Origin of the sequence: Streptomyces sp. Ag82_O1-12, from assembly GCF_900182715.1 — a bacterium.
In the GTDB taxonomy this organism is placed as follows: Bacteria; Actinomycetota; Actinomycetes; order Streptomycetales; family Streptomycetaceae; genus Streptomyces; species Streptomyces massasporeus.
In genome coordinates this window covers 4538615-4560922 of record NZ_FXUW01000001.1, presented here as the reverse complement: position 1 = coordinate 4560922, position 22308 = coordinate 4538615, and the positions used below count along the sequence as shown (strand labels likewise).

General features: G+C 71.3%; 22 protein-coding genes. 11 read left to right on the top strand and 11 right to left on the bottom strand.

The features are described 5' to 3' along the window. The first annotated feature begins 1 nt into the window (after position 1). Complete coding sequence (locus QOL88_RS20945) at positions 2-478, top strand: ArsI/CadI family heavy metal resistance metalloenzyme (RefSeq protein ID WP_097218252.1); 477 nt, start codon at positions 2-4, stop codon at positions 476-478. A 181-nt stretch (positions 479-659) separates the two neighbouring features. Here QOL88_RS20945 and QOL88_RS20940 read toward each other — a convergent pair whose 3' ends face one another. Then, positions 660-1772, bottom strand: a complete 1113-nt coding sequence (locus QOL88_RS20940) for an SPFH domain-containing protein (RefSeq protein WP_097218250.1) — start codon at positions 1770-1772, stop codon at positions 660-662. Between the two features lie 29 nt (positions 1773-1801). Continuing rightward, positions 1802-2239, bottom strand: coding sequence for an NfeD family protein (locus tag QOL88_RS20935; RefSeq protein ID WP_097218248.1), 438 nt, complete (start codon positions 2237-2239; stop codon positions 1802-1804). Positions 2240-2499: 260 nt separating this feature from the next. Here QOL88_RS20935 and QOL88_RS20930 point away from each other — a divergent pair, with 260 nt between their 5' ends. The 3 genes from QOL88_RS20930 to QOL88_RS20920 all read left to right on the top strand — a co-directional run bounded on the left by QOL88_RS20930 (position 2500) and on the right by QOL88_RS20920 (position 6141). Then, the gene (locus tag QOL88_RS20930; RefSeq protein ID WP_097218246.1) at positions 2500-3189 is read left to right on the top strand and encodes a hypothetical protein; all 690 of its coding nucleotides are present in this window, start codon (positions 2500-2502) and stop codon (positions 3187-3189) included. A gap of 186 nt (positions 3190-3375) precedes the next feature. Then, a complete protein-coding gene (locus QOL88_RS20925; RefSeq protein ID WP_257027842.1) occupies positions 3376-4005 on the top strand; it encodes a sigma-70 family RNA polymerase sigma factor in 630 nt (209 codons plus the stop codon). 303 nt (positions 4006-4308) lie between these two features. After that, complete coding sequence (locus tag QOL88_RS20920; protein WP_097218239.1) at positions 4309-6141, top strand: glycoside hydrolase family 15 protein; 1833 nt, start codon at positions 4309-4311, stop codon at positions 6139-6141. A gap of 3 nt (positions 6142-6144) precedes the next feature. Here QOL88_RS20920 and QOL88_RS20915 read toward each other — a convergent pair whose 3' ends face one another. The 6 genes from QOL88_RS20915 to QOL88_RS20890 all read right to left on the bottom strand — a co-directional run bounded on the left by QOL88_RS20915 (position 6145) and on the right by QOL88_RS20890 (position 12931). Next, the gene (locus tag QOL88_RS20915; protein WP_097218237.1) at positions 6145-7923 is read right to left on the bottom strand and encodes a cation:proton antiporter; all 1779 of its coding nucleotides are present in this window, start codon (positions 7921-7923) and stop codon (positions 6145-6147) included. A gap of 120 nt (positions 7924-8043) precedes the next feature. Continuing rightward, complete coding sequence (locus QOL88_RS20910; RefSeq protein WP_257027841.1) at positions 8044-8883, bottom strand: SDR family oxidoreductase; 840 nt, start codon at positions 8881-8883, stop codon at positions 8044-8046. A gap of 171 nt (positions 8884-9054) precedes the next feature. Next, on the bottom strand, positions 9055-9900 hold the full coding sequence (locus QOL88_RS20905) for a hypothetical protein (protein WP_097223104.1): 846 nt from the start codon (positions 9898-9900) through the stop codon (positions 9055-9057). 97 nt (positions 9901-9997) lie between these two features. Continuing rightward, a complete protein-coding gene (locus QOL88_RS20900; protein WP_179878918.1) occupies positions 9998-11329 on the bottom strand; it encodes a phosphatase PAP2 family protein in 1332 nt (443 codons plus the stop codon). A gap of 127 nt (positions 11330-11456) precedes the next feature. Then, positions 11457-12143 carry a GntR family transcriptional regulator gene (locus QOL88_RS20895; protein ID WP_097218232.1) on the bottom strand — a complete coding sequence of 229 codons (687 nt, stop codon included), beginning with the start codon at positions 12141-12143 and terminating at the stop codon, positions 11457-11459. A gap of 98 nt (positions 12144-12241) precedes the next feature. Then, complete coding sequence (locus QOL88_RS20890; RefSeq protein ID WP_097218230.1) at positions 12242-12931, bottom strand: DUF4232 domain-containing protein; 690 nt, start codon at positions 12929-12931, stop codon at positions 12242-12244. A 553-nt stretch (positions 12932-13484) separates the two neighbouring features. On the opposite strand from QOL88_RS20890, the gene QOL88_RS20885 reads away from it, so the two are divergent. The 7 genes from QOL88_RS20885 (at position 13485) to QOL88_RS20855 (ending at position 19754) form a co-directional block, all read left to right on the top strand. Beyond that, positions 13485-13688, top strand: a complete 204-nt coding sequence (locus QOL88_RS20885) for a cold-shock protein (RefSeq protein WP_028799214.1) — start codon at positions 13485-13487, stop codon at positions 13686-13688. A 182-nt stretch (positions 13689-13870) separates the two neighbouring features. Beyond that, positions 13871-15355: a DEAD/DEAH box helicase gene (locus QOL88_RS20880; protein ID WP_097218228.1), complete on the top strand. Its 1485-nt coding sequence runs from the start codon at positions 13871-13873 to the stop codon at positions 15353-15355. A gap of 43 nt (positions 15356-15398) precedes the next feature. After that, positions 15399-15632 carry a CBS domain-containing protein gene (locus tag QOL88_RS20875; RefSeq protein WP_097218225.1) on the top strand — a complete coding sequence of 78 codons (234 nt, stop codon included), beginning with the start codon at positions 15399-15401 and terminating at the stop codon, positions 15630-15632. Between the two features lie 457 nt (positions 15633-16089). Further along, positions 16090-16437 carry a helix-turn-helix domain-containing protein gene (locus QOL88_RS20870; protein ID WP_097218223.1) on the top strand — a complete coding sequence of 116 codons (348 nt, stop codon included), beginning with the start codon at positions 16090-16092 and terminating at the stop codon, positions 16435-16437. 227 nt (positions 16438-16664) lie between these two features. Further along, entirely contained in the window at positions 16665-18728 is a 2064-nt protein-coding gene (locus QOL88_RS20865) for a galactose-binding domain-containing protein (RefSeq protein ID WP_097218221.1), read from the top strand. 19 nt (positions 18729-18747) lie between these two features. Next, positions 18748-19344, top strand: coding sequence for a TetR/AcrR family transcriptional regulator (locus tag QOL88_RS20860; protein WP_097218219.1), 597 nt, complete (start codon positions 18748-18750; stop codon positions 19342-19344). A gap of 122 nt (positions 19345-19466) precedes the next feature. Continuing rightward, positions 19467-19754: a DUF4190 domain-containing protein gene (locus QOL88_RS20855; RefSeq protein WP_031109362.1), complete on the top strand. Its 288-nt coding sequence runs from the start codon at positions 19467-19469 to the stop codon at positions 19752-19754. On the opposite strand, the gene QOL88_RS20850 is transcribed toward QOL88_RS20855, so the two are convergent. The 3 genes from QOL88_RS20850 to QOL88_RS20840 all read right to left on the bottom strand — a co-directional run bounded on the left by QOL88_RS20850 (position 19732) and on the right by QOL88_RS20840 (position 22034). Beyond that, entirely contained in the window at positions 19732-20304 is a 573-nt protein-coding gene (locus tag QOL88_RS20850) for a CGNR zinc finger domain-containing protein (RefSeq protein WP_097223103.1), read from the bottom strand. The genes QOL88_RS20855 and QOL88_RS20850 overlap by 23 nt on opposite strands. A 119-nt stretch (positions 20305-20423) precedes the next feature. Beyond that, positions 20424-21557 carry an FAD-dependent oxidoreductase gene (locus QOL88_RS20845; RefSeq protein WP_097218218.1) on the bottom strand — a complete coding sequence of 378 codons (1134 nt, stop codon included), beginning with the start codon at positions 21555-21557 and terminating at the stop codon, positions 20424-20426. A 33-nt stretch (positions 21558-21590) separates the two neighbouring features. Beyond that, entirely contained in the window at positions 21591-22034 is a 444-nt protein-coding gene (locus QOL88_RS20840) for a hypothetical protein (protein ID WP_097218216.1), read from the bottom strand. Between the last annotated feature and the right edge of the window lie 274 nt (positions 22035-22308).

Here is a 22308-nt window from a genome sequence, read left to right as displayed (position 1 = left end):
CATGTCGCGTGCTCAGCTCGCCCTCCGCGTCAGCGACCTCGAAGCGTCGATCACCTTCTACTCCAAGCTCTTCGGCACCGAACCGGCCAAGCGGCGCGAGGGATACGCCAACTTCGCCATCGCCGAACCCCCGCTCAAGCTCGTGCTCATCGAAGGCCGGCCCGGCGAGGAGACCCGCCTCGACCACCTCGGCGTCGAGGTCGAATCCACCGACCTGGTCACCGCCGCCACCACCCGGCTCAAGGACGCCGGCCTGGCCACCTTCGAGGAGAACGACACCTCCTGCTGCTACGCCCTCCAGGACAAGGTGTGGGTCCACGGCCCCGGAAAGGAGCCGTGGGAGGTCTACGTGGTCAAGGCCGACGCCACCACCCTGGGCAAGAGCGCCGACCCCGACGTCGGCAGAGACGGCTGCTGCACCGGCCGGGCCACCGAGGAGGAGGCCCCGGCGGCCGCCGGGTGTGCCTGCGGCGGGTGAGCGTGGGCGAGCGGCATGGCCGACCGGGGCGCGAACGGTATGGCCGGTCGGTGGGCGAGCGGAATGGCCCCCGGGGAGCGAACGGTATGGCCGGTCGGCGTCCGCCACCCCCGTTACGCCTTGCCGCCACCCCCGTCACCGCCTCGCCGATGTCTCGTGCCCCGCACCGGCCGAACCGACCTCACGACCCCCCGGGCGTCGGCCCCCGCCGCGGCGTCTGAGGTGACTTCGCGGCCTCGGCCTCGGCCTTGGCGTCGCTCACCGCCGCGGCGGCCTGCCTCCCCGCCTCGTCGGCTGCCGCGGCGGCGGCGAGCGAGGCCGTCGAGGCCGCACCGAGCTCCGGAGTCCGGCTTTCGTACGACGTGTCGCCGGGGCCGGCCGTGGCTGCTTCCTCGGGTGGCGCGGGTGGGGACTGGCCCGCTGTCGACTGGTCGCCGAACGCGGTGGTGACGGTCCGGATCGCCTCGGTCAGCTCCCCCGGGATCACCCAGAACGTGTTGTTGTCGCTGTTCGCCAGGTGCGGCAGCGTCTCCAGGTACTTGTAGGCCAGGATCTTCGCGTCGGCGTTGTTGCGATGGACGGCCTGGAAGACGAGCTCCACCGCCTTCGCCTCACCGTCCGCCCGCAAGATCATGGCCTGCTGCGTGCCCTGCGCCTCCAGGATGTCCTTCTGCTTCGTACCTTCCGCGGTGAGGATCTTGGCCTGCCGCTCGCCCTCGGCGTGCAGGATGGCCGCGCGCTTGTCACGCTCGGCCCGCATCTGCTTCTCCATCGCCTCCTTGATGGTGTGCGGTGGATCGATGGCCTTGATCTCGACGCGGTTGACCCGGATGCCCCACTTGCCGGTGGCGTCGTCGAGGACCGCGCGCAGCCTGGAGTTGATCTCCTCGCGCGAGGTGAGCGTCTCCTCCAGGTCCATGCTGCCGATGACGTTCCGGAGCGTGGTCACGGTGAGCTGATCGATCGCCTGCAGGTAGTCGGCGACCTCGTAGGCAGCCGCCCGCGGGTCGGTGATCTGGTAGTAGAGAACGGTGTCGATGTTGACCACGAGGTTGTCCTCGGTGATCACCGGCCTGGGGTCGGACGAATAGACCTGCTCGCGCACGTCGAGTTTGGTGTTGATGCGGTCCGCCACCGGCAGGAGCAGGTTCAGCCCGGGTTGCAGCGTCCGGCGGTAGCGGCCGAACCGCTCGACGTTGTAGCGGCGCGCCTGCGGGACGATCCGCACGCTGGAGGCCACGAGGAAGACGACGACGATGGCCGCCACCAGGGCGAGGACGACAACTGGTTCCACAGTGCCTCCGTTGCTGTGCGTTCAGCCGTTCACGGAAGAAGCTCGCGGGGGTAGACGACGGCCGTGGCGCCTTCGATCTCCATGACGTCGACCAGCGCTCCCACCGGGATCACGTGGCTCTCGTCGAGCGTGCGGGCGGACCACTCCTCGCCGGAAAGCTTGATCAGACCGCGGGTCGCGGTGACCTCCTGCATGACCTCGGCCCGCTTGCCGATCAGCGCGTCGCTGCCGTCGCGGGTGAGGGGTTGCTGTGTCATCTGCCGCAGCGCTACAGGACGGACGACGACAAAACCCGCGGCCGCCGCGACTCCGAGGGCCACGAACTGGCCGACCACGCCGATGCCCACACCGGCGACGACGGCGGCGACCACGGCGGCACCCGCCAGAAGCCCGAAGACCAGGGTCAGGGTGAAGAACTCCGCGACGCCCAGTGCTGCGGCGGCGAGCAGCCACGCGAACCACGCCATCGAATCGCCCTTCTTCAGGGGCCCTCTCCACCAAGCTACCGCCCGGAACTCCGGACAGGACAGACATGCGGCGGCAGGCAGTGAATCCTGATCACCCCCTCCCCCCGGGAACAGCAGTCGGACCGGACCGCCCTGAAGTGCCTGGCTCTTCCCCTCCGTGGCGTGTGGCGTGTATCACGGAGGTCGCGTTGAGCGTGACACCAGGGGGCTTTCCGTACCCACCCCTGACGCCGGATCCACGGATGCGAGGATGAACCGCCATGACAGCAGGGTGGTGTTCACGCGCAGGACGGGCCGCGGTGTTCGCGGCCGTCTGTGTGGTGCTCGCCGCTCTGGGCCACGTCATGATGGCGGAGGCCGCGGTGGCCTGGTGGGCGCTGGTCGCCGGAGCCGCGGCGGTCGGCGGTTCGGCGTGGCTGCTGGCCGGCCGGGAGCGCGGGCTCCACGTCGTCGTTCCGTTCACGGTCGCCGCCCAGACGGCGCTGCACGCGTGGTTCTCCTACGCGCAGACGGCCGTGAGCCCGGCGCCGGCGCCCTCGATGCCGGCGCACATGCACGCCATGGAGCACGGCACGCACCCCATGCCCATGCCCCACTCGGGCCATGACATGGACGGCATGGCCTCCATGGGGCACGGCATGGACACCTTGGCGTCGGCAGGGCACGGCATGACCGGTATGTCCTCCACCGGCATGCTCGCCGCGCACCTGCTGGCCGCCCTGCTCTGCGGGCTGTGGCTCGCGCACGGCGAGCGTGCCGCCTTCCGCGTCCTGCGGGCGCTGGCCGGATGGCTCGTCGCGCCCCTGCGGTTGCTGCTCCGCCTTCCGGCACCACCGCACCGCCCCCGCGTCCGCGCCCGCCGCGGTGATTCCGCCAGGGCACCACGCGGGCTCCTTCTCACCCACGCCATCACCACGCGGGGTCCGCCCGTGGGGACCGCTGTCGCCTGAGACAGCCGGCTTCCCGACCGCCCACGGCGCCACCGCGCCCGGGCGGCTCGGGCACCGGTCGAACGCCGCGCCGCGCATCCGCCTGTGATGCGCCACCGTGCGCGCGTAGGGCCGCACCCCACACCCTCACCGGATCCACCGGCCCCCGCGTCGGCCCGGATGCCGGATTCCCGAGAAGGACACCAGGTGATCACTTCTGTCCTGCCCGCCTCGCGCGACAAGACGGTGCACGCCGACATCACGACGCCGGCCGAGGAGTCGATAACGGCGTGGGCGCTCGCGGCCCGCGGCGGTGACCCCGAGGCCGTCGAACGCTTCGTCCGCGCCCTGCATCGCGACGTCCGCCACTACGTCACCTACCTGGGAGCGGACCCCCAGGCCGCCGACGACCTCGCCCAGGAGACGTTCCTGCGCGCACTCGGCAGCCTGCACCGTTTCGAGGGCCGCTCCTCGGCCCGCACCTGGCTGCTGTCCATCGCCCGCCGCGCGGTGATCGACAGCTTCCGCCACGCCGCCGCCCGACCCCGCCTCGCCGACACCGACGACTGGCAGTACGCCGCCGAACGGGTCCAACCGCGCGGTCTGCCCGGCTTCGACGACGGCGTCGCGCTCGCCGAACTGCTGGCCCAGCTGCCCGAGGACCGGCGTGAGGCCTTCGTCCTCACCCAACTCGTCGGACTGCCCTACGCGGAGGCGGCACACCTCAGCGACTGCCCGATCGGCACCGTCCGGTCCCGCGTCGCCCGCGCCCGCACCTCCCTGGTGGCGTCGCTGCGGGACGCGGAACGCCCGGAACCGGCCGGGGCGGCGGCCTGACCCACCGCGAGACGGCCGCCCGCTGGTGGCACGGGGGCTCATCACACGGTCAGCGGTCCGCGGTTCCGCTGCCACGGGGGCTGTCCGCAGTCGTCTCTGACGAGCACGGACAGGGCCATGGTGGCGACCGACCACCACGGGAACGCGGACAGCCTCCACCTCCGTGGCGGGCCGGAGCACCCACCGCGGGTGAGGGGCCGCCGGGGTGACGGGAGCAGCCGGGAGGACGGTGGCCGAACCCCGGCTTACGCTGGTCGGGGGGCCGCTGTCCGGGTGACGCCGCACGTCGGAAGGGGCGCCTGAATGGACGAGTACCCACTGATCGAGAACCACGGCCTGATCGGTGATCTGCAGACCGCGGCGCTGGTGACCACCGACGGGACGGTCGACTGGTTCTGCTGTCCGCGCTTCGACTCGCCGAGTGTGTTCGGCGCGCTGCTGGACAAGGACGACGGCGGACACTGCACGGTCAGGCCCGCTCATACGACGTACGCGACCAAGCAGCTGTACCTGCCCGACACGGCGATCCTGGTGACCCGGTTCATGACCGAGGCGGGTGCGGGGGAGGTGGTCGACTTCATGCCGGTGACCGGCACCACGGTCACCCCGCGCCACCGGCTGGTCCGCCTGGTCCGCTGTGTGCGCGGCAGCATGAGCTTCGAGATCGACATCGCGCCGCGCTTCGACTACGGACGCAAGCCGCACGAACTGCACGTCACCGAGCACGGGGCGGTGTTCGTATCGGAGGGGACGAACCTGACGGTGCATCCGGTCCGGGAACCGGACGACGAGCGCCTGCTGAACTCCCTGACCGTCGACAAGGACCTGCACCTCACGCTCAGCCTCCAGGCGGGGCAGCAGCGCGGACTGGTCCTGGAGTCCGCCGCCGACGGGCCGCCCCGGGAGATCCGGCTCGCCGATTTCCAGCAGATCTTCGACGACGCCATCCGGTACTGGCGCTCCTGGCTGAGCAAGTCACGGTACTCCGGGCGCTGGCGCGAGTCGGTGGAACGCTCCGCCATCACGCTGAAGCTCATGACCTACGCCCCCACCGGCGCCGTGGTGGCGGCCCCCACGGCGGGGCTGCCCGAACAGCTGGGGGGCGAGCGCAACTGGGACTACCGGTTCACCTGGATCCGGGACGCCTCCTTCTCCGTGTACGCCCTGCTGGGCATGGGCTTCACCGAAGAGGCCCAGGCGTTCATCGGGTGGCTCGGCGAGCGGATCAAGGAGCGGGCCGGTGGCGAAGGGGGTTCCGGGCCGCTGAACATCATGTACGCGGTCGACGGCTCCTCCGACCTGAAGGAGGAGACCCTGGACCACTGGGAGGGCTACGAGGGGTCGGCCCCGGTACGCATCGGCAACGGCGCCGCCACGCAGATCCAGCTGGACATCTACGGTGAGGCGCTGGACAGCATCTACTTCGCCCACCGGCACGGGATCCATCCCGGACACCGGCAATGGACCGAGCTGCTCGCCGTCCTCGACTGGCTGACCGAGCACTGGGACCAGGCCGGCGAAGGCCTGTGGGAGACCCGCGGCGGCCGCCGGCACTTCACCTACGGCCGCGTGATGTCGTGGGTCGCCTTCGACCGCGCGCTACGGCTCGCGGAGGCCACCGGCCGCCCGGCCACGGCCGCACGCTGGAGCAGCGTGCGGGACACCATCTACGAGCAGGTCATGGAACAGGGGTGGAACGAGTCGCGCGGGGCCTTCATCCAGCACTACGGCGGCGATGTGCTCGACTCCTCGCTGCTGCGGATGCCGACGGTCGGCTTCATCACGCCCGAGGACCCGATGTGGGCCTCCACGCTGGACGCGATGGAGCAGGAACTGGTCACCGACAGCCTGGTGTACCGGTACAACCCGGAGGCCTCACCCGACGGGCTGCGCGGCTCCGAGGGGACCTTCTCGCTGTGCACCTTCATGTACGTCGACGCGCTCGCCCGCGCCGGGCGGACCGACCAGGCCAGGCTCGTCCTGGAGAAGATGCTCGGGTACACCAACCATCTCGGCCTGTACTCCGAGGAGATCGCCCTGACGGGACGCCAACTCGGTAATTTCCCGCAGGCGTTCACCCATCTGGCGCTCATCGACGCGGCCATCACCCTCGACGCGGCTCTGAACCGGCGCTGACGGTCAGCCCGAGGCGCTCGTGCCCGCGGAACCGTGCGGTGCGGGTCCGAGGAGCACGAGGGTGTCTCCCTCGGCCCAGGCGGCCTCCCGCGTCTCGGTGACCGGTTCGAGACGGCCGTCGGCCCGGACGACGAACAACGTGTCGTGCCCGGGGGGCCGCTGCTCGGAGGCGGGCTGCACCAGAAAGCGGGCGCCACGCTCATGGCGGTCCGCCAGGGTGTCCCGGAGGAGGCCGGCGCCGAAGAGCACGCCGCCCCCGGTGTACGGGGCGACCACGCCCTGGCTGCCGGGCGGGGGGCCGACGCGGTAGACCGGTCCCTCGACCCTGTCCTGCACGACGACGGAGGCGAGCGCGTTGAAGTCGTCGTCGTCCGTGAGCAGGAGGACGGCCGTGACTCCCTCCAGGCGGGTTTCGGGGTCGGTCACCGTGGCCAGGAGCTCGCCCGGGGCCAGTTCGATCCCCGCTGTCCTGATGCGGTCCCGTTCCCGCGTGTGTCCGGCCCACATCAGCACGGCCAGACCGGCCGCGCGCAGCGACCGTGCCATCTCGATCGCCCAGGGCGCGCCGCCCACCAGCAGGGGCCGGGTCCGCGACGGCCGGACGACGCCGAGCCTGGCGGCCACCGGCCGTGCCGTCAGCGCGTACACCAGAACGGTTCCGACGATCACCAGGAACGTGATCGGCAGGATCTTCTCGGCGCCGTGCAGCCCCTTGTCGACGAGCGCGGCGGAGAACGTCGAGGCGGTGGCGGCGGCGACGATGCCCCGGGGTGCCATCCAGCCGATGAATCCGCGTTCCCCGGAGCCGAGCCGCGTCCGTGCCGCCGCGCCCACGGCGACCAGTGGCCTCACCACCAGGACGAGCACGGCGACGAGCGCCAGCGAGGGCAGGAGCACGGGAACCACGGACTTCGGCGTGACCGTGGCCGAGATGGAGATGAACAGAAGACCGATGACCAGTGCGACGACGGTCTCGAAGAAGGACCGGCGGGCCGGCATGTCGAAGCCGGGCATGTTCACCAGCGCCATCCCCATGGCGATCGCCGCGATGAGCCCGGTGTCGTCGAACACCATGTCGCACCCCGCCGACACCGCGACGACGGCCGCCAGCTGCGCGAGCGTCCCCAGCGTCCCGCCGAGCCGAAGCCTGCGCAGGGCCAGCCACAACAGCGCGACGCCGACGGCGCCGCCGGCCAGGCCGACCGCGATGCTCCCGGCGAACGTCCCGAACCGGAACCCCTTGTTGTCCTGGGAGCGGACGATGACGTGGAAGACGACCGCGCCGAGGATGCCGCCGAGGGGATCGATCAGGGACCCTTCCCAGATCAGGATCCTACGCACCCGGTCGGTGGGCCGGACATGGTCCAGCAGGGGACCGACGACGGTCGGCCCGGACACCACGAGGATCACGCCGACCATCACCGCCACCGTGAGCGGGACGTCGAACAGCACGGTGACCAGCCCCAGACAGGCTCCCCAGGTGAGAAGGACCCCCAGCACGATCAGCCGGGCGACCACTCTCCGCGTCTCGCCCTTCAGATACCGCAGATCGAGGCCCAGCCCGGCGTCGTAGAGGATGACGGCCACCGCGAGCGACACCAGAGCCGTGAAGTCGGGTGCCAGTCGGTCGGGGTGGACGACGTCGGTGAGTGCCCCGGCGGTGAAGCCGACGGGCAGCAGCACGATCAGGGACGGGACGCGCAGCTGGTGCGCCAGGATCTGGGAGCCCACCGCGAGCACGACGACCAGGCCGATCCCCAGCAGGATCCGCTCTTCGCTCATGACCGTCCCGTCCCTGTCGAACGCGGCCGTGTAGCCGCGGGGTCAGCCGTGGTCCCCGGCACCGCGTCGGCGGAGGTCTGCGTCGGTGAGGGACTCGACGGCGACGCGGGTGAGCGGGGGTCAGCCGCCGGTGGCGAATCCGGGGAAGAGGGTCATGCCCCCGTCGACGTAGAGGGTGGTGCCCACGACGTAGTCCATGAGGTCGGAGGCGAGGCCGACGGCCGCGTGGGCGATGTCCTCGGGAGCGCCGACGCGGTCGTAGGGGATCAGCCGCAGGAGGTCCCGCTCGGCGTCCGGCGTCTCCCAGGCACTGCGGTTGATGGGGGTCTTGATGGCCCCGGGGGCGATCGCGTTCACCCGGATCTTCTTCGGGGCGAGTTCCTGGGCCAGGGTCTCCATCATCATCTGCACACCGCCCTTGGAAGAGGCGTAGTTGACGTGCCCCGCCCACGGGATGAGCTGGTGCACCGAGCTCATGCAGATGATCTTGCCCGCGGCGCGGGACACCTCGGGGACGACCCCGCGGCGCAGGAACTCCTTGGTCGCCTCGCGTGCGCAGAGGAACTGCCCGGTGAGGTTGACGTCCAGCACCTTCTGCCACTGGGCGCGGGTCATCTCGGTGAGGGGGGCGTCCCGTTGCAGCCCGGCGTTGGCGACGAGGATGTCGATCGTCCCGAACTCCTCGACCATCCGCTGCGTCATGGCCGCGACCTGGCCCTCGTCGGACACGTCCGCCTCGTACGCCGCCGCCCGCACCCCGAACGAGGCGATCTCCTCGACGACCTTCTCGGCCTCCTCCCGGCCGGCCACGTAGTTGACGACCACGTCCGCCCCGGCCCGTCCGAGGCCGATGGCCGTGGCCTTGCCGATGCCGGAGTTGGCCCCGGTCACCAGCGCCTTCTGGCCCCGGAGCAGATGGGCGGGGATCACGCCCTGGGGTGCGCCCTCGGTGGAACTCACGATCGACTGCCTCCTGCACTCGCACGGCCCCGTACGGTCGGGCCGCGGCCCGTCGCGCTCGCGCGTCACACAATCACCGGGGCCGGGGGGCGTCGCCGGCGGCGGGCTGGTGTTGCGCTGCCTGGCCGATGATGTTCCCCCGGCCGGAGACGACGCCCGGTGTCCGGGCGGCTAGGACGGGCGCTCGTAGAGCTGCAGGAGGCCGGCGGCGGAGAAGCACGAGGCGCCGATCACCGTCGCCCAGTTGGCGATGTCGGCGTTGATCAGGCTGCCGGTGGAGGGCCGGGTGAAGGCGACGAGCGCGGAGAGCATGAAGAGGACGGAACCGAGCTGGTTCACTGCGACGATCCACCAGCCGAGACTGCGCTGGCGGACGCACAGCCGGCCGTGGCAGATCTCGACGAACCCGAGGTGCCCGGAGACCAGGAAGAGCACGCACCCGATGACGTCCGGCGCCCAGATCAGCCGGTTGACCTGCTGGACGGTCAGCCCCTGGAGGAAGGAGTCCAGCAGGTCGACGGCGAACACCAGAGTGCCGGCGAAGAGGACGAACGCGCTCAGCCAGTCCACTCGCCCCGGCTCGTAACTCCACCAGCGCCAGCCGTGGGTGACAAGCCGTCCTTCGCCGCCGGGCAGGTGGCGGGGAGCGTTGACGACCTGGAGCAGTGAGACGTAGCCGCCGGTGTTGAAGAACAGGCCGCCGGCGAAGTAGACGGAGGCGCAGGTGGTCGCGTCGCCGGAGCCGAACTGGGCGATACCGGCGCCCACCGCGAAGAGGGCTCCGCCGATGACGAAGGCGGTCGCGGCGATGGTGTTGAGCCTGCGCAGGCGGCGGAGCGCGACGTCACCGGCGCTGGTGTGCCGCGTGGTGGCCGAGCCGGGCGCCCGGACGGCGAGAGTCCCGCGCCGACGGGCGGGCCGTGACTCCCATACGGCGGTGCCGCCGTCCGGGAGGTCCCAGGTGAGCCGGGTGGTGAACGGTCCCGCTCCCTCGGCGCGCTGCTCGGTTCGTGCCACCGGCCGAGGGTAGATCGCCGGCCAGGCGGCCTCACGGACGAAACGCCGCACGCCCCCGCGAGTGCGGTCGCACGTCCCTGGTGCCCCCCGACCGGGCTCAGACCGGTTCGGGCTGCGGTTCCGGTTGCCGGGCCGGAGCGAGCGCCGATTCCCACCGCTTGGTGGTCCGTACGTAGCCGTAGATCACCGAGGTCATCGCCAGGATGAGCAGGGGCCCGAAGAGTTCCGGGTGACGGGCCATCTCCATCGGCAGGTAGCGGTACGACACCAGGAGCGCGACGAAGACCGCGGTGCCGTAGGCGACCAGCTGGACGCCGCGCCGGTCCCAGCCGCGTTCGGCCGAGCGCAGTGCCCCCTCGATGGTGAGGGCGAACACCACGCCGGCGACCAGGTCGACGCCGTAGTGGTAGCCGAATCCCAGTGTCGCGGCGAGGGTGGCGACCAGCCAGAAGGTGCCCGCGAACCGCAGGAGCCGCGGCGCCCGGCGGGAGTGGACGAAGATCGCGACGGCCCAGGCCGTGTGCAGGCTGGGCATGCAGTTGCGGGGGGTGATCCCGTCGTACGTCATCGGGGCGGGGGCGGTGATCGGCAGCGGCGTGTGCGGCCACAGGTTGGCCGCCGCCCACTCCACACCGCCGGTGCCGGAGGCGCCCGGGCCGTAGGCGAAGACCGGTCCGACCACCGGGAAGAGCATGTAGAAGGCCGGGCCGAGGAGGCCTATCACCAGGAAGGTGCGCACCAGGTGATGGGGCGGGAAGCGGCGCTCGGCCACCACGTGGCGCAGCTGGTACGCCGCGACGACCACCGCGGCCACCGCGAGCTGGCCGTAGACCAGTTGAAGGACGTGGGAGCTGACCGGGTCGGTGGCCTCGACCAGCCGGCCCGCCAGCCAGGACGGGTTGCCCAGCGCGTGATCGGCCATCGCCACGTACTGGTCGAGCACCGTCGGGCGGGTCTTCGACGTGATGAGCAGCCAGGTGTCACCGGTCTTGCGGGCGGCCACCAGCAACAGGCCCAGCCCTACGCCCTTCAGCAGCAGGACGCGTTCACCACCGGTGCGGCGGGTGACGGCGACGACCGCGAAGCCCAGCATCACCCACAGCGCGCCGGTGCCGAAGAACTCGCCGTCGGCCGCCTCGATACCGGCCGCCCATCGCACCAGCAGGAGGACGGAGTCGATACCGATCGCGGCGCCGGCCGCGATGAACCGCTGCCGCCAGGTCAGCACCACCATCATCAGCACCAGGCCGCCGTACAGCGGGCCCGGCTTGGGGGCGAAGACTAGGGCCTTCACCTGGTTGGTGATCGGCCCCGGCTCGCCGTAGCGGCGGGAGGCGATCTCCAGCGCGACGAGGAACCCGCACGCCACCACACCCGCCGCGATCCACAGCATCGCGCGCCCATGGCGCCACGCACCCCACGACGTCATGCCGCCTATTCGCGAGAACACCCGCGATCTTCTGGCTATCAATCTTCTGGCCGATTCATCCGAATGGCTGGGGGGAGGGACAGCGATGGCGGGACCACCGCGCGGTCGAACATGCTATCGGAGGGCCTCATCCGGTCGCCGCTGCCGCGAACCGCTTGGTGTCGAACAGCTCGTTGATGTGCCCGCCGAGCTCCAGCCAGTGGCGTCCGGAGAGGTCGGCGGCGGCGCGGGCGTCGCCGCCGGCGCAGGCCTCGACGAGCCGGTCGTGGTGCTCGATGGTGTCGCGTCCGCCGAGCAGGGTGGAGAACTCGCGGTGGAGGACGCGGTGGATCTGCGGGTGGAGCTGCTCGACGATCCGGCTGAGCACGGGGTTGCCGGCGGCCGTGAGGGGGACGGCGTGGAAGCGGTCGTCGGCCGCGAGCGCGGCGGCGGTGTCGCCGGCCCCGACGGCCCGCTCGAAGTCGCGGTTGGCCTCGCGCATGCGCCCGAGGTCCTCGTCGGTCATGACCGGGACGGCCGCTTCCACGGCGAGCTGGTCGAGGGAGCGCAGGACGGCGAGGGTGTTCTCGACGTCGCGCCGGTCGAGGGTGGTGATGCGGGTGTAGACGCCGGGCTTCGCTTCGACCAGGCCGATGTCGGCGAGCCGGGCGAGCGCCTCGCGCACGGGGGTGCGACTCAGACCGAGGCGCCCGGCGAGCTCGCCGTCCCTGACCTTCTCGCCGGGGACCAGTTCCCCGCGCACGATGGAGTCGCGCAGGCGGTCGAAGACCTCGTCACTGAGGAGACGGCGGGAGACGGGACGGTCGAGTGACATATTGCGTACAGTACATCGCCGCATTTCGGGCGGTCGGCGCCTTCTTCGACGACGAGGGCGAGGTGCCGTGGCAGCCCCGAGGGGAGCGGCGGGTCCGTTCAGCTGAAGGGGACGGCGTCCGTCGCGGAGGTGTGCCAGTTGGTGACGACCGGCTTGTCGACCGTGATGGTGCCGACCTTCAGGGAGACCGGGTCGGGGTCGTCGTCGCCGACGGCGACGATGATGCTGTCAAGCTCCTTGCCGCCGTCGCTGTTGGTGCTCTTGGGGTCGACCCCGGCGTAGGCGGTGGTGTTCCCGCTCAGCGTGATCTGCTCGCCAACGGCCTGCTCCGCGGGGCCCGCCTCGGTGCCGTCGGATCCGAAGGCGACGGTCGGCAGCGCGGCGGGCAGGACGCAGGTGATCCCCGGCTTCGCCTTCGCGGAGATGAGGATGTAGCCGCCGGCCTGGGTCTCGGACCTGGCGTTCCAGGAGATGTCGTTGGCGCCGCAGCCCTGCCCGACGGGCTCCCGCTTGCCGTTGCCGGTGTCGGCGCCGGAGCCGGCCCCGTCCTCGGTCCCGCCGGTCGCCCCGGAGCCCTTGCCCGCCGCGCCGGAGCCCTTGCCGCTGCCCGCGGCCGAGGAGCCGGACGGGGTGGCCGCGCCTCCGGGCGAGGACGCGGACGAGGACGCGGAACCCTGCGAGGCTCCGGTGTCCGCGGCCTTGTCCGTGTCCTGGCATGCGGTCATCAGCAGGGCGCCGCCCACGAGGACTGCGGAGACGAGGAAGGCCTTGCGACGGTTGCCGGACATGAAATCCCCTGATTCGTCGGTCGGGTGAGGCCGTGGTCGGTCCGGCCCCCGGTGCTTCTTGATCACTAGGAGGGGGCCGGGAGCCGCGGGGATCCCGTCGTCTTCGTTCCCGCACACCTCCGTCACCGATCGGTGACATGTCCACGTAGTTGCCGCGAGACTGGGCCGTCAGGGGGATGTGACCTTCGTCGCCGCCGTGGCGCACCGGCGCGTGTGCCGCCGTGCCGTGCGCCGACCACGGCGGCACCGGCACATCGCCCGTCGGCGGAGGTCACAGGGCCGGCAGGCGAGGGCGCGGCAGGAAGCTCCGCGCCCGCGGAGGGCAATATCTGTGCCCGCAAAATGAGAAATAGAAGCCGGGCCCGCCGAATATTCCTCGATCAGCCGTCGGGGCGGAATATTCGATCGCCGCGGCGCCGAACTCACCGTGCTACTGTCGATCTCAGTTGCAGGTGTGGTTGCCAGAAGGTTCATTTCCTACGGGGTAATCATCACGGCGACACGGAATTCACAAAGGGTGAATTCCCGAAACCGCCTCCGAAGGAGAAACAAAATGGCTACTGGCACCGTGAAGTGGTTCAACGCTGAAAAGGGCTTCGGCTTCATCGAGCAGGACGGCGGCGGCGCTGACGTCTTCGCCCACTACTCGAACATCGCCACCCAGGGCTTCCGCGAGCTGCTCGAAGGCCAGAAGGTGTCGTTCGACATCGCGCAGGGCCAGAAGGGCCCGACGGCCGAGAACATCGTGCCCGCCTGACATCGGCGCTCGCGCATATTTCGCAGCTGGGGCCCGCACCTGAAGGGGTGCGGGCCCCAGCTCGCCGTTTTTTCCCCGCCGGCCCGATCCGGCCGCATCGACTTCGGCTCGTCTCGAGATTCTCTGCGCTGCTCCTCTGCTGCGGGATTTCCTTGCTACGCGCCCGTCAAGGAAGGTCCCGCATGAAGCGTGCCTACACATCCCGTACCCATGACCGTTTCCAGCAGGGCGGCGGGGCCGACCGTCGCTCCGGTCGTCCGCGCCGCTCCGGCGGCTTCGTGAATCGCCGTGCTCCCCAGGGCGAGTTCGCCCTGCCGAAGACGATCACTCCGTCGCTGCCGGCCGTCGAGTCGTTCGCCGATCTCGACCTGCCCGAGCGGCTGTTGGCCACCCTCGGCCGCGAGGGCGTGACCGCGCCGTTCCCGATCCAGGCGGCGACCCTGCCGAACTCCCTGGCCGGCCGGGACGTCCTGGGCCGTGGCCGCACCGGCTCCGGCAAGACCCTGGCCTTCGGCCTCGCCGCACTGGCCCGCACGGCCGGGCGGCGCGCCGAGCCCCGGCAGCCGCTCGCCCTCGTCCTGGTGCCCACCCGTGAGCTGGCCCAGCAGGTCACCGACGCGCTCACCCCGTACGCCCGCTCCGTGAGCCTGCGGCTCGCCACCGTCGTCGGCGGGATGTCCCTCGGCAGGCAGGCCAGCGCGCTGCGCGGCGGCGCCGAGGTCGTCGTCGCCACGCCCGGCCGGCTCAAGGACCTCATCGACCGGGGCGACTGCCGCCTGGACCAGGTCGACATCACCGTCCTCGACGAGGCCGACCAGATGGCCGACATGGGCTTCATGCCGCAGGTGACCGCCCTGCTCGACCAGGTGCGCCCCGGCGGCCAGCGGATGCTGTTCTCCGCCACCCTGGACCGCAACGTCGACCGGCTGGTCCGCACCTACCTGCACGACCCGGTGGTGCACTCCGTCGACCCGTCCGCGGGCGCGGTCACCACGATGGAGCACCACGTCCTCCATGTGCACGACGCCGACAAGCACCGGACGACCACCGAGATCGCGGCGCGCGACGGCCGAGTGATCATGTTCCTCGACACCAAGCACGCGGTGGACCGGCTGACCTCGCACCTGCTGAGCAGCGGTGTCCGCGCCGCGGCCCTGCACGGCGGCAAGTCCCAGCCCCAGCGGACCCGGACCCTCGCCCAGTTCAAGAGCGGGGACGTCACGGTGCTGGTGGCGACGAACGTCGCGGCGCGCGGCATCCACGTCGACAACCTCGACCTGGTCGTCAACGTGGACCCGCCCAGCGACCACAAGGACTACCTGCACCGCGGCGGCCGTACGGCCCGGGCCGGCGAGTCCGGCAGCGTGGTCACCCTGGTGACCCCGGCCCAGCGGCGCGGCATGAGCCGGCTGATGTCGTCGGCGGGCATCACGCCGCAGATCGCCCAGGTGCGTTCCGGCGAGGCGGAGCTGAGCCGCATCACAGGTGCCCAGGCCCCTTCCGGGGTCCCGGTCGTCATCCCCGCCCCGCGCGCGGAACGCCCCCGCGGCGCGTCCGCCGGGGCTCGGGGCCGCCGGGGCCGCCGTCCCGCCGGGCAGGGCCGCCCCGCGGGTGAAGCGGCACGCCCCAGGGCGCAGCGGCGGACCGGTTCCGGCTCGGCCGCGTAGAGCCCCGCGCCCACTCGCCCTCCCCTGACGGCAGGAGACACCCATGACGCCGGCCCGGACGCAGTACCACTCCATGGCCCACGCACCTCGCATCCGTGACGACATGACGGTCGAGGTGGCGCTGTCCCTCATGGCCGGTGCGCAGGTCGATCACCTCGTCCTGTGCGACGGGGACGACCAGAGCACGGGCCTGGTCACCCTGGCCCGTCTCACCGTTCAACGGAACACCCCCACCTACACGGACCGAGTAAGGGTGCGGGATCTCCCGGAGGGGTGACACACGGGCGGGTCACCGCCATCACGGACCCAGTGGGGCCCTGCCGACGCGCGTCGACAGGGCCCCATTGCCATGTCGCCCACCCGATCGGACGCCACAGGATGACTGCACCCATCGGACTCCAAAATCTGTCTTTGTCAGGGTAGACATTGCTCGCCGTCGTGGTTAGCCTTCTTCTCGTAGACATGGACAGACAGAACCGAGGAAGGACGGAGGAGCAGACGCCATCAGGATCGCCCGGCCGGGAAGCTCTCGGTCCGGGTACCGCAAGACCCCGGATTGGATGGTGGTCCCCGGTCACGCAGCCGCGATCCTCGCTACCCCTCCCGCAGCCGGGCCGGGTAGCGAAACAGAAGGTCGGCACCGCCTAAGGGCCGACAGATGGTGTTGAATTTCCTTCGGGGCCCTGGTGCCGTACGGCACCAGGGCCCCTCGACGCGTTGTACTACGAGGTGACATGCCAGCAGATACCCCGCTCAGTGATCGTCTGGAAGACGACGACTACCCGGCCTACACCATGGGCCGGGCCGCCGAGATGCTCGGCACCACTCCCGGCTTCCTGCGAGCCATCGGTGAGGCCCGGCTGATCACGCCGCTGCGCTCGGAGGGCGGACACCGCCGGTACTCCCGCTACCAGCTGCGGATCGCCGCGCGCGCCCGCGAGCTCGTCGACCGGGGGACCCCGATCGAGGCCGCCTGCCGCATCGTCATCCTCGAGGACCAGCTCGAGGAAGCCCAGCGCATCAACGCCGAGTACCGTGCCGCGCACGGAGCCTCCGGTGGTTCCGCTCCCGCTCCGAGCTGATCGCGCGACGGCAGGCGGGGCCCGTCACCCGCTCCCTGAAACCCCGGGTCGGCGACCTGGGGTTCGTTGTTGCCCCGGTCCGCGTGCGACCCCCCGGGGCGGATCGCGCCATCAGGTCAACCGTCCCGGACTCTTGACTCATCGAGCGGCAGTGGCGATTCTCGTCGCACCCTTTGCGAGGTCATGACAAGGCGACCCCGCGACCCGCCGACCGAGGGACGTGGGCTGTGACCAGTTCCGGACGCCCGTACCGCAGACGCAAGAACGTCACCGTTGTGTCGCTGCTCCTGCTCGTGCTGTCGATCGCGCTCGGCCCCACACCGAGTGCGGCGGCCGGGAACGACTGGTGGGACCCGACCGCACGGCCCGCGCCGGACTCCCGGATCAACGTCACGGGCGAGCCCTTCACCGGCACCGACGCCAAGGGCCGGGTGCGCGGGTTCGTCGACGCGCACGACCACATCTTCGCCAACGAGGCCTTCGGCGGCCGGCTGATCTGCGGCAAGGCGTTCTCCGAGCAGGGCGTGGCCGACGCGCTCAAGGACTGCCCGGAGCACTACCCCGACGGCTCGCTCGCGGTCTTCGACTACATCACCAACGGCGGTGACGGCAAGCACGACCCGAACGGCTGGCCCACCTTCAAGGACTGGCCGCGGCACGACTCGCTGACCCACCAGCAGAACTACTACGCCTGGATCGAGCGGGCCTGGCGCGGCGGGCAGCGGGTGCTGGTCAACGACCTCGTCACCAACGGCGTGATCTGCTCGGTGTACTTCTTCAAGGACCGCTCCTGCGACGAGATGACGTCCATCCGGCTCCAGGCCAAGCTGACGTACGACATGCAGGCCTACGTCGACACGATGTACGGCGGGCCCGGCAAGGGCTGGTTCCGGGTCGTCACCGACAGCGCGCAGGCCCGGAAGGTCATCGAGCAGGGCAAGCTGGCGGTGGTCATGGGGGTCGAGACCTCCGAGCCGTTCGGCTGCAAGCAGGTCCTGGACATCGCGCAGTGCAGCAGGGCGGACATCGACAAGGGCCTGGACGAGCTGCACGCGCTGGGCGTGCGCAGCATGTTCCTGTGCCACAAGTTCGACAACGCCCTGTGCGGGGTGCGCTTCGACTCGGGTTCGCTCGGAACGGCCATCAACGTCGGCCAGTTCCTGTCGACCGGCACCTACTGGAAGACCGAGACGTGCAAGGGCCCGCAGCACGACAACCCCATCGGCAACGCGGCGGCGCCCGAGGCCGAGAAGAAGCTTCCGGCGGGCGAGGAGGTCCCGTCGTACAGCGCCGACGCGCAGTGCAACGTGCGGGGGCTCACCGATCTCGGCGAGTACGCCGTCCGGGGCATGATGAAGCGCGGCATGATGCTGGAGATCGACCACATGAGCGTCAAGGCCACCGGCCGGGTGCTCGACATCTTCGAGTCCGAGTCCTACCCCGGCGTGCTCTCCTCGCACAGCTGGATGGACATGGACTGGACCGAGCGGGTCTACGGCCTCGGCGGCTTCGTCGCGCAGTACATGCACGGCTCCGAGGGCTTCGTCGCGGAGGCGAAGCGCACCGAGGCCCTGCGCGACAAGTACGGCGTGGGCTACGGCTACGGCACCGACATGAACGGCGTCGGCGGCTGGCCGGGGCCGCGCGGGGCGGACGCGCCGAACAAGGTCACCTACCCGTTCAAGAGCGTCGACGGCGGTTCGGTCATCGACCGGCAGACCACCGGCGAGCGCACCTGGGACCTGAACACCGACGGCGCCGCCCACTACGGCCTCGTCCCGGACTGGATCGAGGACATCCGCCGGGTCGGCGGCCAGGACACGGTCGACGACCTGTTCCGGGGCGCGGAGTCCTACCTCGGCACCTGGGGGGCCACCGAGAGCCACACGTCCGGCGTCAACCTCGCGGCCGGGGCGGCCACTTCGGCCAGTTCCTCGGAGTGGAGCCTGTTCACGAGCTACCAGCCGCACCGGGCGGTCGACGGCGACCGCCGGACCCGCTGGGCCAGCGACTGGAGCGACGACCAGTGGTACCAGGTCGACCTCGGCTCGGCGCGGACCGTCGGGCGGGTCACCCTCGACTGGGAGCGCGCGTACGCGAAGTCGTACCGGATCGAGCTGTCCGCCGACGGCGTGAACTGGCGGACCGCCTGGTCCACGACCGCCGGTGACGGCGGCCTGGACACCGCGCGGTTCGCCGGCACACCGGCCCGGTACGTCCGCGTCCACGGGCTGGAGCGCGGCACCGGCTGGGGCTACTCCCTCAACGAGGTCGGCGTCCACGGCGGCTGACACCCAGGAGAGGGGCTCCATGGCACGGTTGCCGTCCGCCGAGCGGCGGCGACAGCTCACCGAAGCCGCGATCAGGGCGATGGCCCGGGACGGCGTCCCCAGGACGACGACCCGGTCCATCGCCGCCGAGGCGGGTGTCTCGCTGAGCGTCTTCCACTACTGCTTCGACTCCAAGCAGCAGCTGATCGAGTCCGTGATCACCACCATCACCGGGCACTACGTGACGGTGGTGAAGGAGGCCATCCGGCCGAGGGCCACCCTCGAGGAGACGGTCCGGGCGGGTTTCCAGGCGTACTGGGACCACGTCCGGGCCCACCCCGACGAGCACATGCTCACCTACGAACTCACGCAGTACGCCCTGCGCCAGCCCGGTTTCGAACATCTGGCGCGCCGTCAGTACGAGTTGTACGCCGAGGCCTACACCGAGCTCATCGACCAGCTGCGGCAGGCCATGGGGCTGCGTCTGCGCGTGCCCGTCCCGGTCCTGGCCCGCTACCTGGCCGCCATGACCGATGGCCTGACGCTCAATCACCTCGTACTCGGCGACGACATGGCCTGGACGGGCGTCCTCGACATGGTCACCGCGCACGTCGCCGGGCTGGTGCACGAGAACTGACGGGACACTCCCCCGAATTGGTTGTCATGGGAACGGCCCTGAGGGGCATTCGAACAAAACAAGTCGAAAGTGAGGAGAGTGCGGCCCGTTCGGTCCGTGCCATCGACAACTGGGAGTTTTCCATGGCGAGTTACGGCGGTTCCTCTGCCGCGTCCTCCGGTTCGCGCACCAACGGCCTGGCGATCGCGAGCCTGTGCTGCGGCATCATCGGCCTGTTCTTCCTGAACATCATCCTCGGCCCGCTGGCCATCATCTTCGGCGCCGTCGCCCGTCGGCAGGCGTCGGTCAAGAACGGTGCCGGAATGGCGAAGGCCGGCATCATCCTCGGCATCGTCGACGTGGTCCTGTGGCTCGTGCTCCTGGCCATAGCCAGCAGCAACGGCGGCTTCAGCTGGTACGTCGGCGGCTAGCCTCCGTCGCGGTCCTCTTGCGGGCGCGGTACGCGGCGGCCTTGATCTTGTTGCCGCAGGAGTCCATCCCGCACCACTGACGCCGCATGCCCCGCGAGCGGTCGAGGTAGGTGCGGGTGCACTCCGGGTTGTCGCACTCCTTGAGCAGGGGCACGTCCGGGCCGCTCAGGAGCTCGACGGCGTGCCGCGCCACCAGGGAGAGGGCCTCGTCCGGCGTCGCCTGCGTCCAGCGCCCCGACGGGGTGAGCTGGGGCACGGCGGGCGGTGTACGGGCGGCGTTGTTCACGACGGTCAGCGCCGCCCCGTCGTACTCCTCCCCCAGCCGGCGGGCGGTGACGAGCCGGTAGACGGCCTCCCGTACGGCCCTCGCCCGCTCGACGTCGGCCTCCTGGCCCGGGGAGACCGCGTCGACCAGGCCGGACTCCACGTACCAGGCGTTCAGCCGGTCCGGCGTCACGAACATCTCGAAGCGCACCGAACGGCGGGCCCGGAGCGTGGCGGCGAAGTCGAGTGCCGGGTTTCCGCAGACGAAGACGTGATCGAGGTTCACGTCACCATTCTGACCGGTGACCATCCCCTGCTCCAAGGCCACGGGCGGCAACATCCCGGTCGCCGTCACGGCTGTCGCCGGCTGACTCCCCTGAGACCCCCTGCCGCACCGCGCGCGGGTCAACGGCCGTCCCACTCCAGCTGTGCGATCAGTTCCCCGTCGCCGGGGCGGGGCGCCGGTGCGGCCGGGCGGGTGTGGGTGCCGCGGGAGATGTCGCCGCTGACGGTGATGTTGTGTTCCACGCGGGGGCGGCGGAGATTCTCGTAGGTGGTCAGGGCGGTGTCGGGGTCCGGTGCGTCGCGCAACGCCTTGGCCAGGATGACGGCGTCCTCCAGCGCCATGGAGGCTCCCTGACCGGTGGCCGGGGAGGCCGCGTGGGCCGCGTCGCCGATGAGCAGACAGCGAGCGGAGCGCCAGGGCATTCCCCTGGGCAGTTCCGTGGCGTTGGTGACCAGGATGTCGTCGGCCGTGGCCGCGACGATGCCGGCGGCGGGGGTGGTGTCCTCGCGCAGGAGCGGGACGAGGAGGTCGCGGTGGCGGGCCGCTGTGCCCCGGGCGATCTCCTCGGGGGTCAGGGGGTCGCCGGCGACGCGGGCGAACCAGTAGGTCTCACCCTCGGGGGACGCCGTGTGGCCGAAGGCGACGGACGCGCCGCGGATGAAGGTGATGACGTCGCTCGCTCCGGGGCGGGGGGCGTCGGTGGTGCGGCCGTAGAAGACCCGCTCGCCCGCGTACCGGGGCCGGGCGGTGGGTGCGATCGAACGGCGGACGGTGGAGTTCAGGCCGTCGGCGCCGATGAGCAGGTCGGCGGTCGCGGCGGCGCCGTCGGCGAAGTGCGCGGTGACGGAGTCCGGGCCTTCGTCGACGGAGACGAGCCGGGCGCCGTGCCGGACGGGGATGCCCCTGCGGGCCGCCTCGGCCTGGAGCGCGGTGTTGAGGTCGCCGCGCCGCAGGCACCGGTAGCGCAGGGCGGGGTCCTCCGCTTCCCCGAGGGGCCTGGCCACCCTCTCCGTGCCGGAGCCGTCGAGCATGCGCATCCCGGTCAGCGGGAAGCCGAGGGCGGTGACCGCGGCGGTGGCATCGATCTGGGCGAGGGCGCGCATGCCGTTGCTCGCCAGCGTGAGGAACGCGCCGATGTCCTCCGCCGCGTCCGGATGCGCCTCGTACACGGCGACGTCGAACCCGGCCTTGTGCAGGGCGAGCGCCGCCGCGGTGCCGGCTGCTCCGCCGCCGATGACGAGTAACTGCCCCACGCCTGACGCCCCTTCGGTTCGCGCGGCCCTACGTCAGGAATCGTACGGCCCGTCGCCCATCGCGGTGTCGGGCCGGGCCCGGTCGGGGGCCAGGCGGCGGTAGGCGGCGCGGGCGTGGAGGACACGGGCGAGGGCCGTGCCGATGAGGGCGGCGGTGAGCAGGCAGGCCAGCCAGGTGGTGTCGCGGTGCCCGGCCCAGGTGAGGGCGCCGGCGGGCGGTATGGCGAAGCCGTTGAGGAACAGCCAGCACAGCAGGGCCGTCCCGGGGGCGGCAGTGAAGCGTGCGCACAGACCCAGCAGGGCGGCGAGCAGGGACAGCGCGGTCAGGGCCAGTTCCGGCCGGTCGGGTCCCACCACGGTGTTGAGCAGCGCCACCAGCACCAGTGCGCCGCCGCCGGCCCCGGCCCAGACCAGCGGCGTGGCCACGGGCTGCGGCACGGGTCTGGCTCCGGTCCCCAAGGGCATCCACTCGATCATGCTGGCGCTTCCTTCCGGTCCTCCTGTACGGAATTCTCCCCTGGTCTCCCCCACCGGCTCCCGGGGTGCTCGCCAGAGTGCCAGCAAGCCCATGCCCGGGAAACAGCCAATCCGGACAGCCACGCCGGGCGCCCAGGGCCTCCGACCGGACACGGCAAAGCCCTGACGGCCCTCCGACCGGCCTCCTTTGGGTGGCTCGGCGAAGCGGTGGGTGGACGGTGGGCGGCGGTGGTCGGCGGTGGGCGGCGGTCGCCGGGCGGCAGGCGTCGGTCGG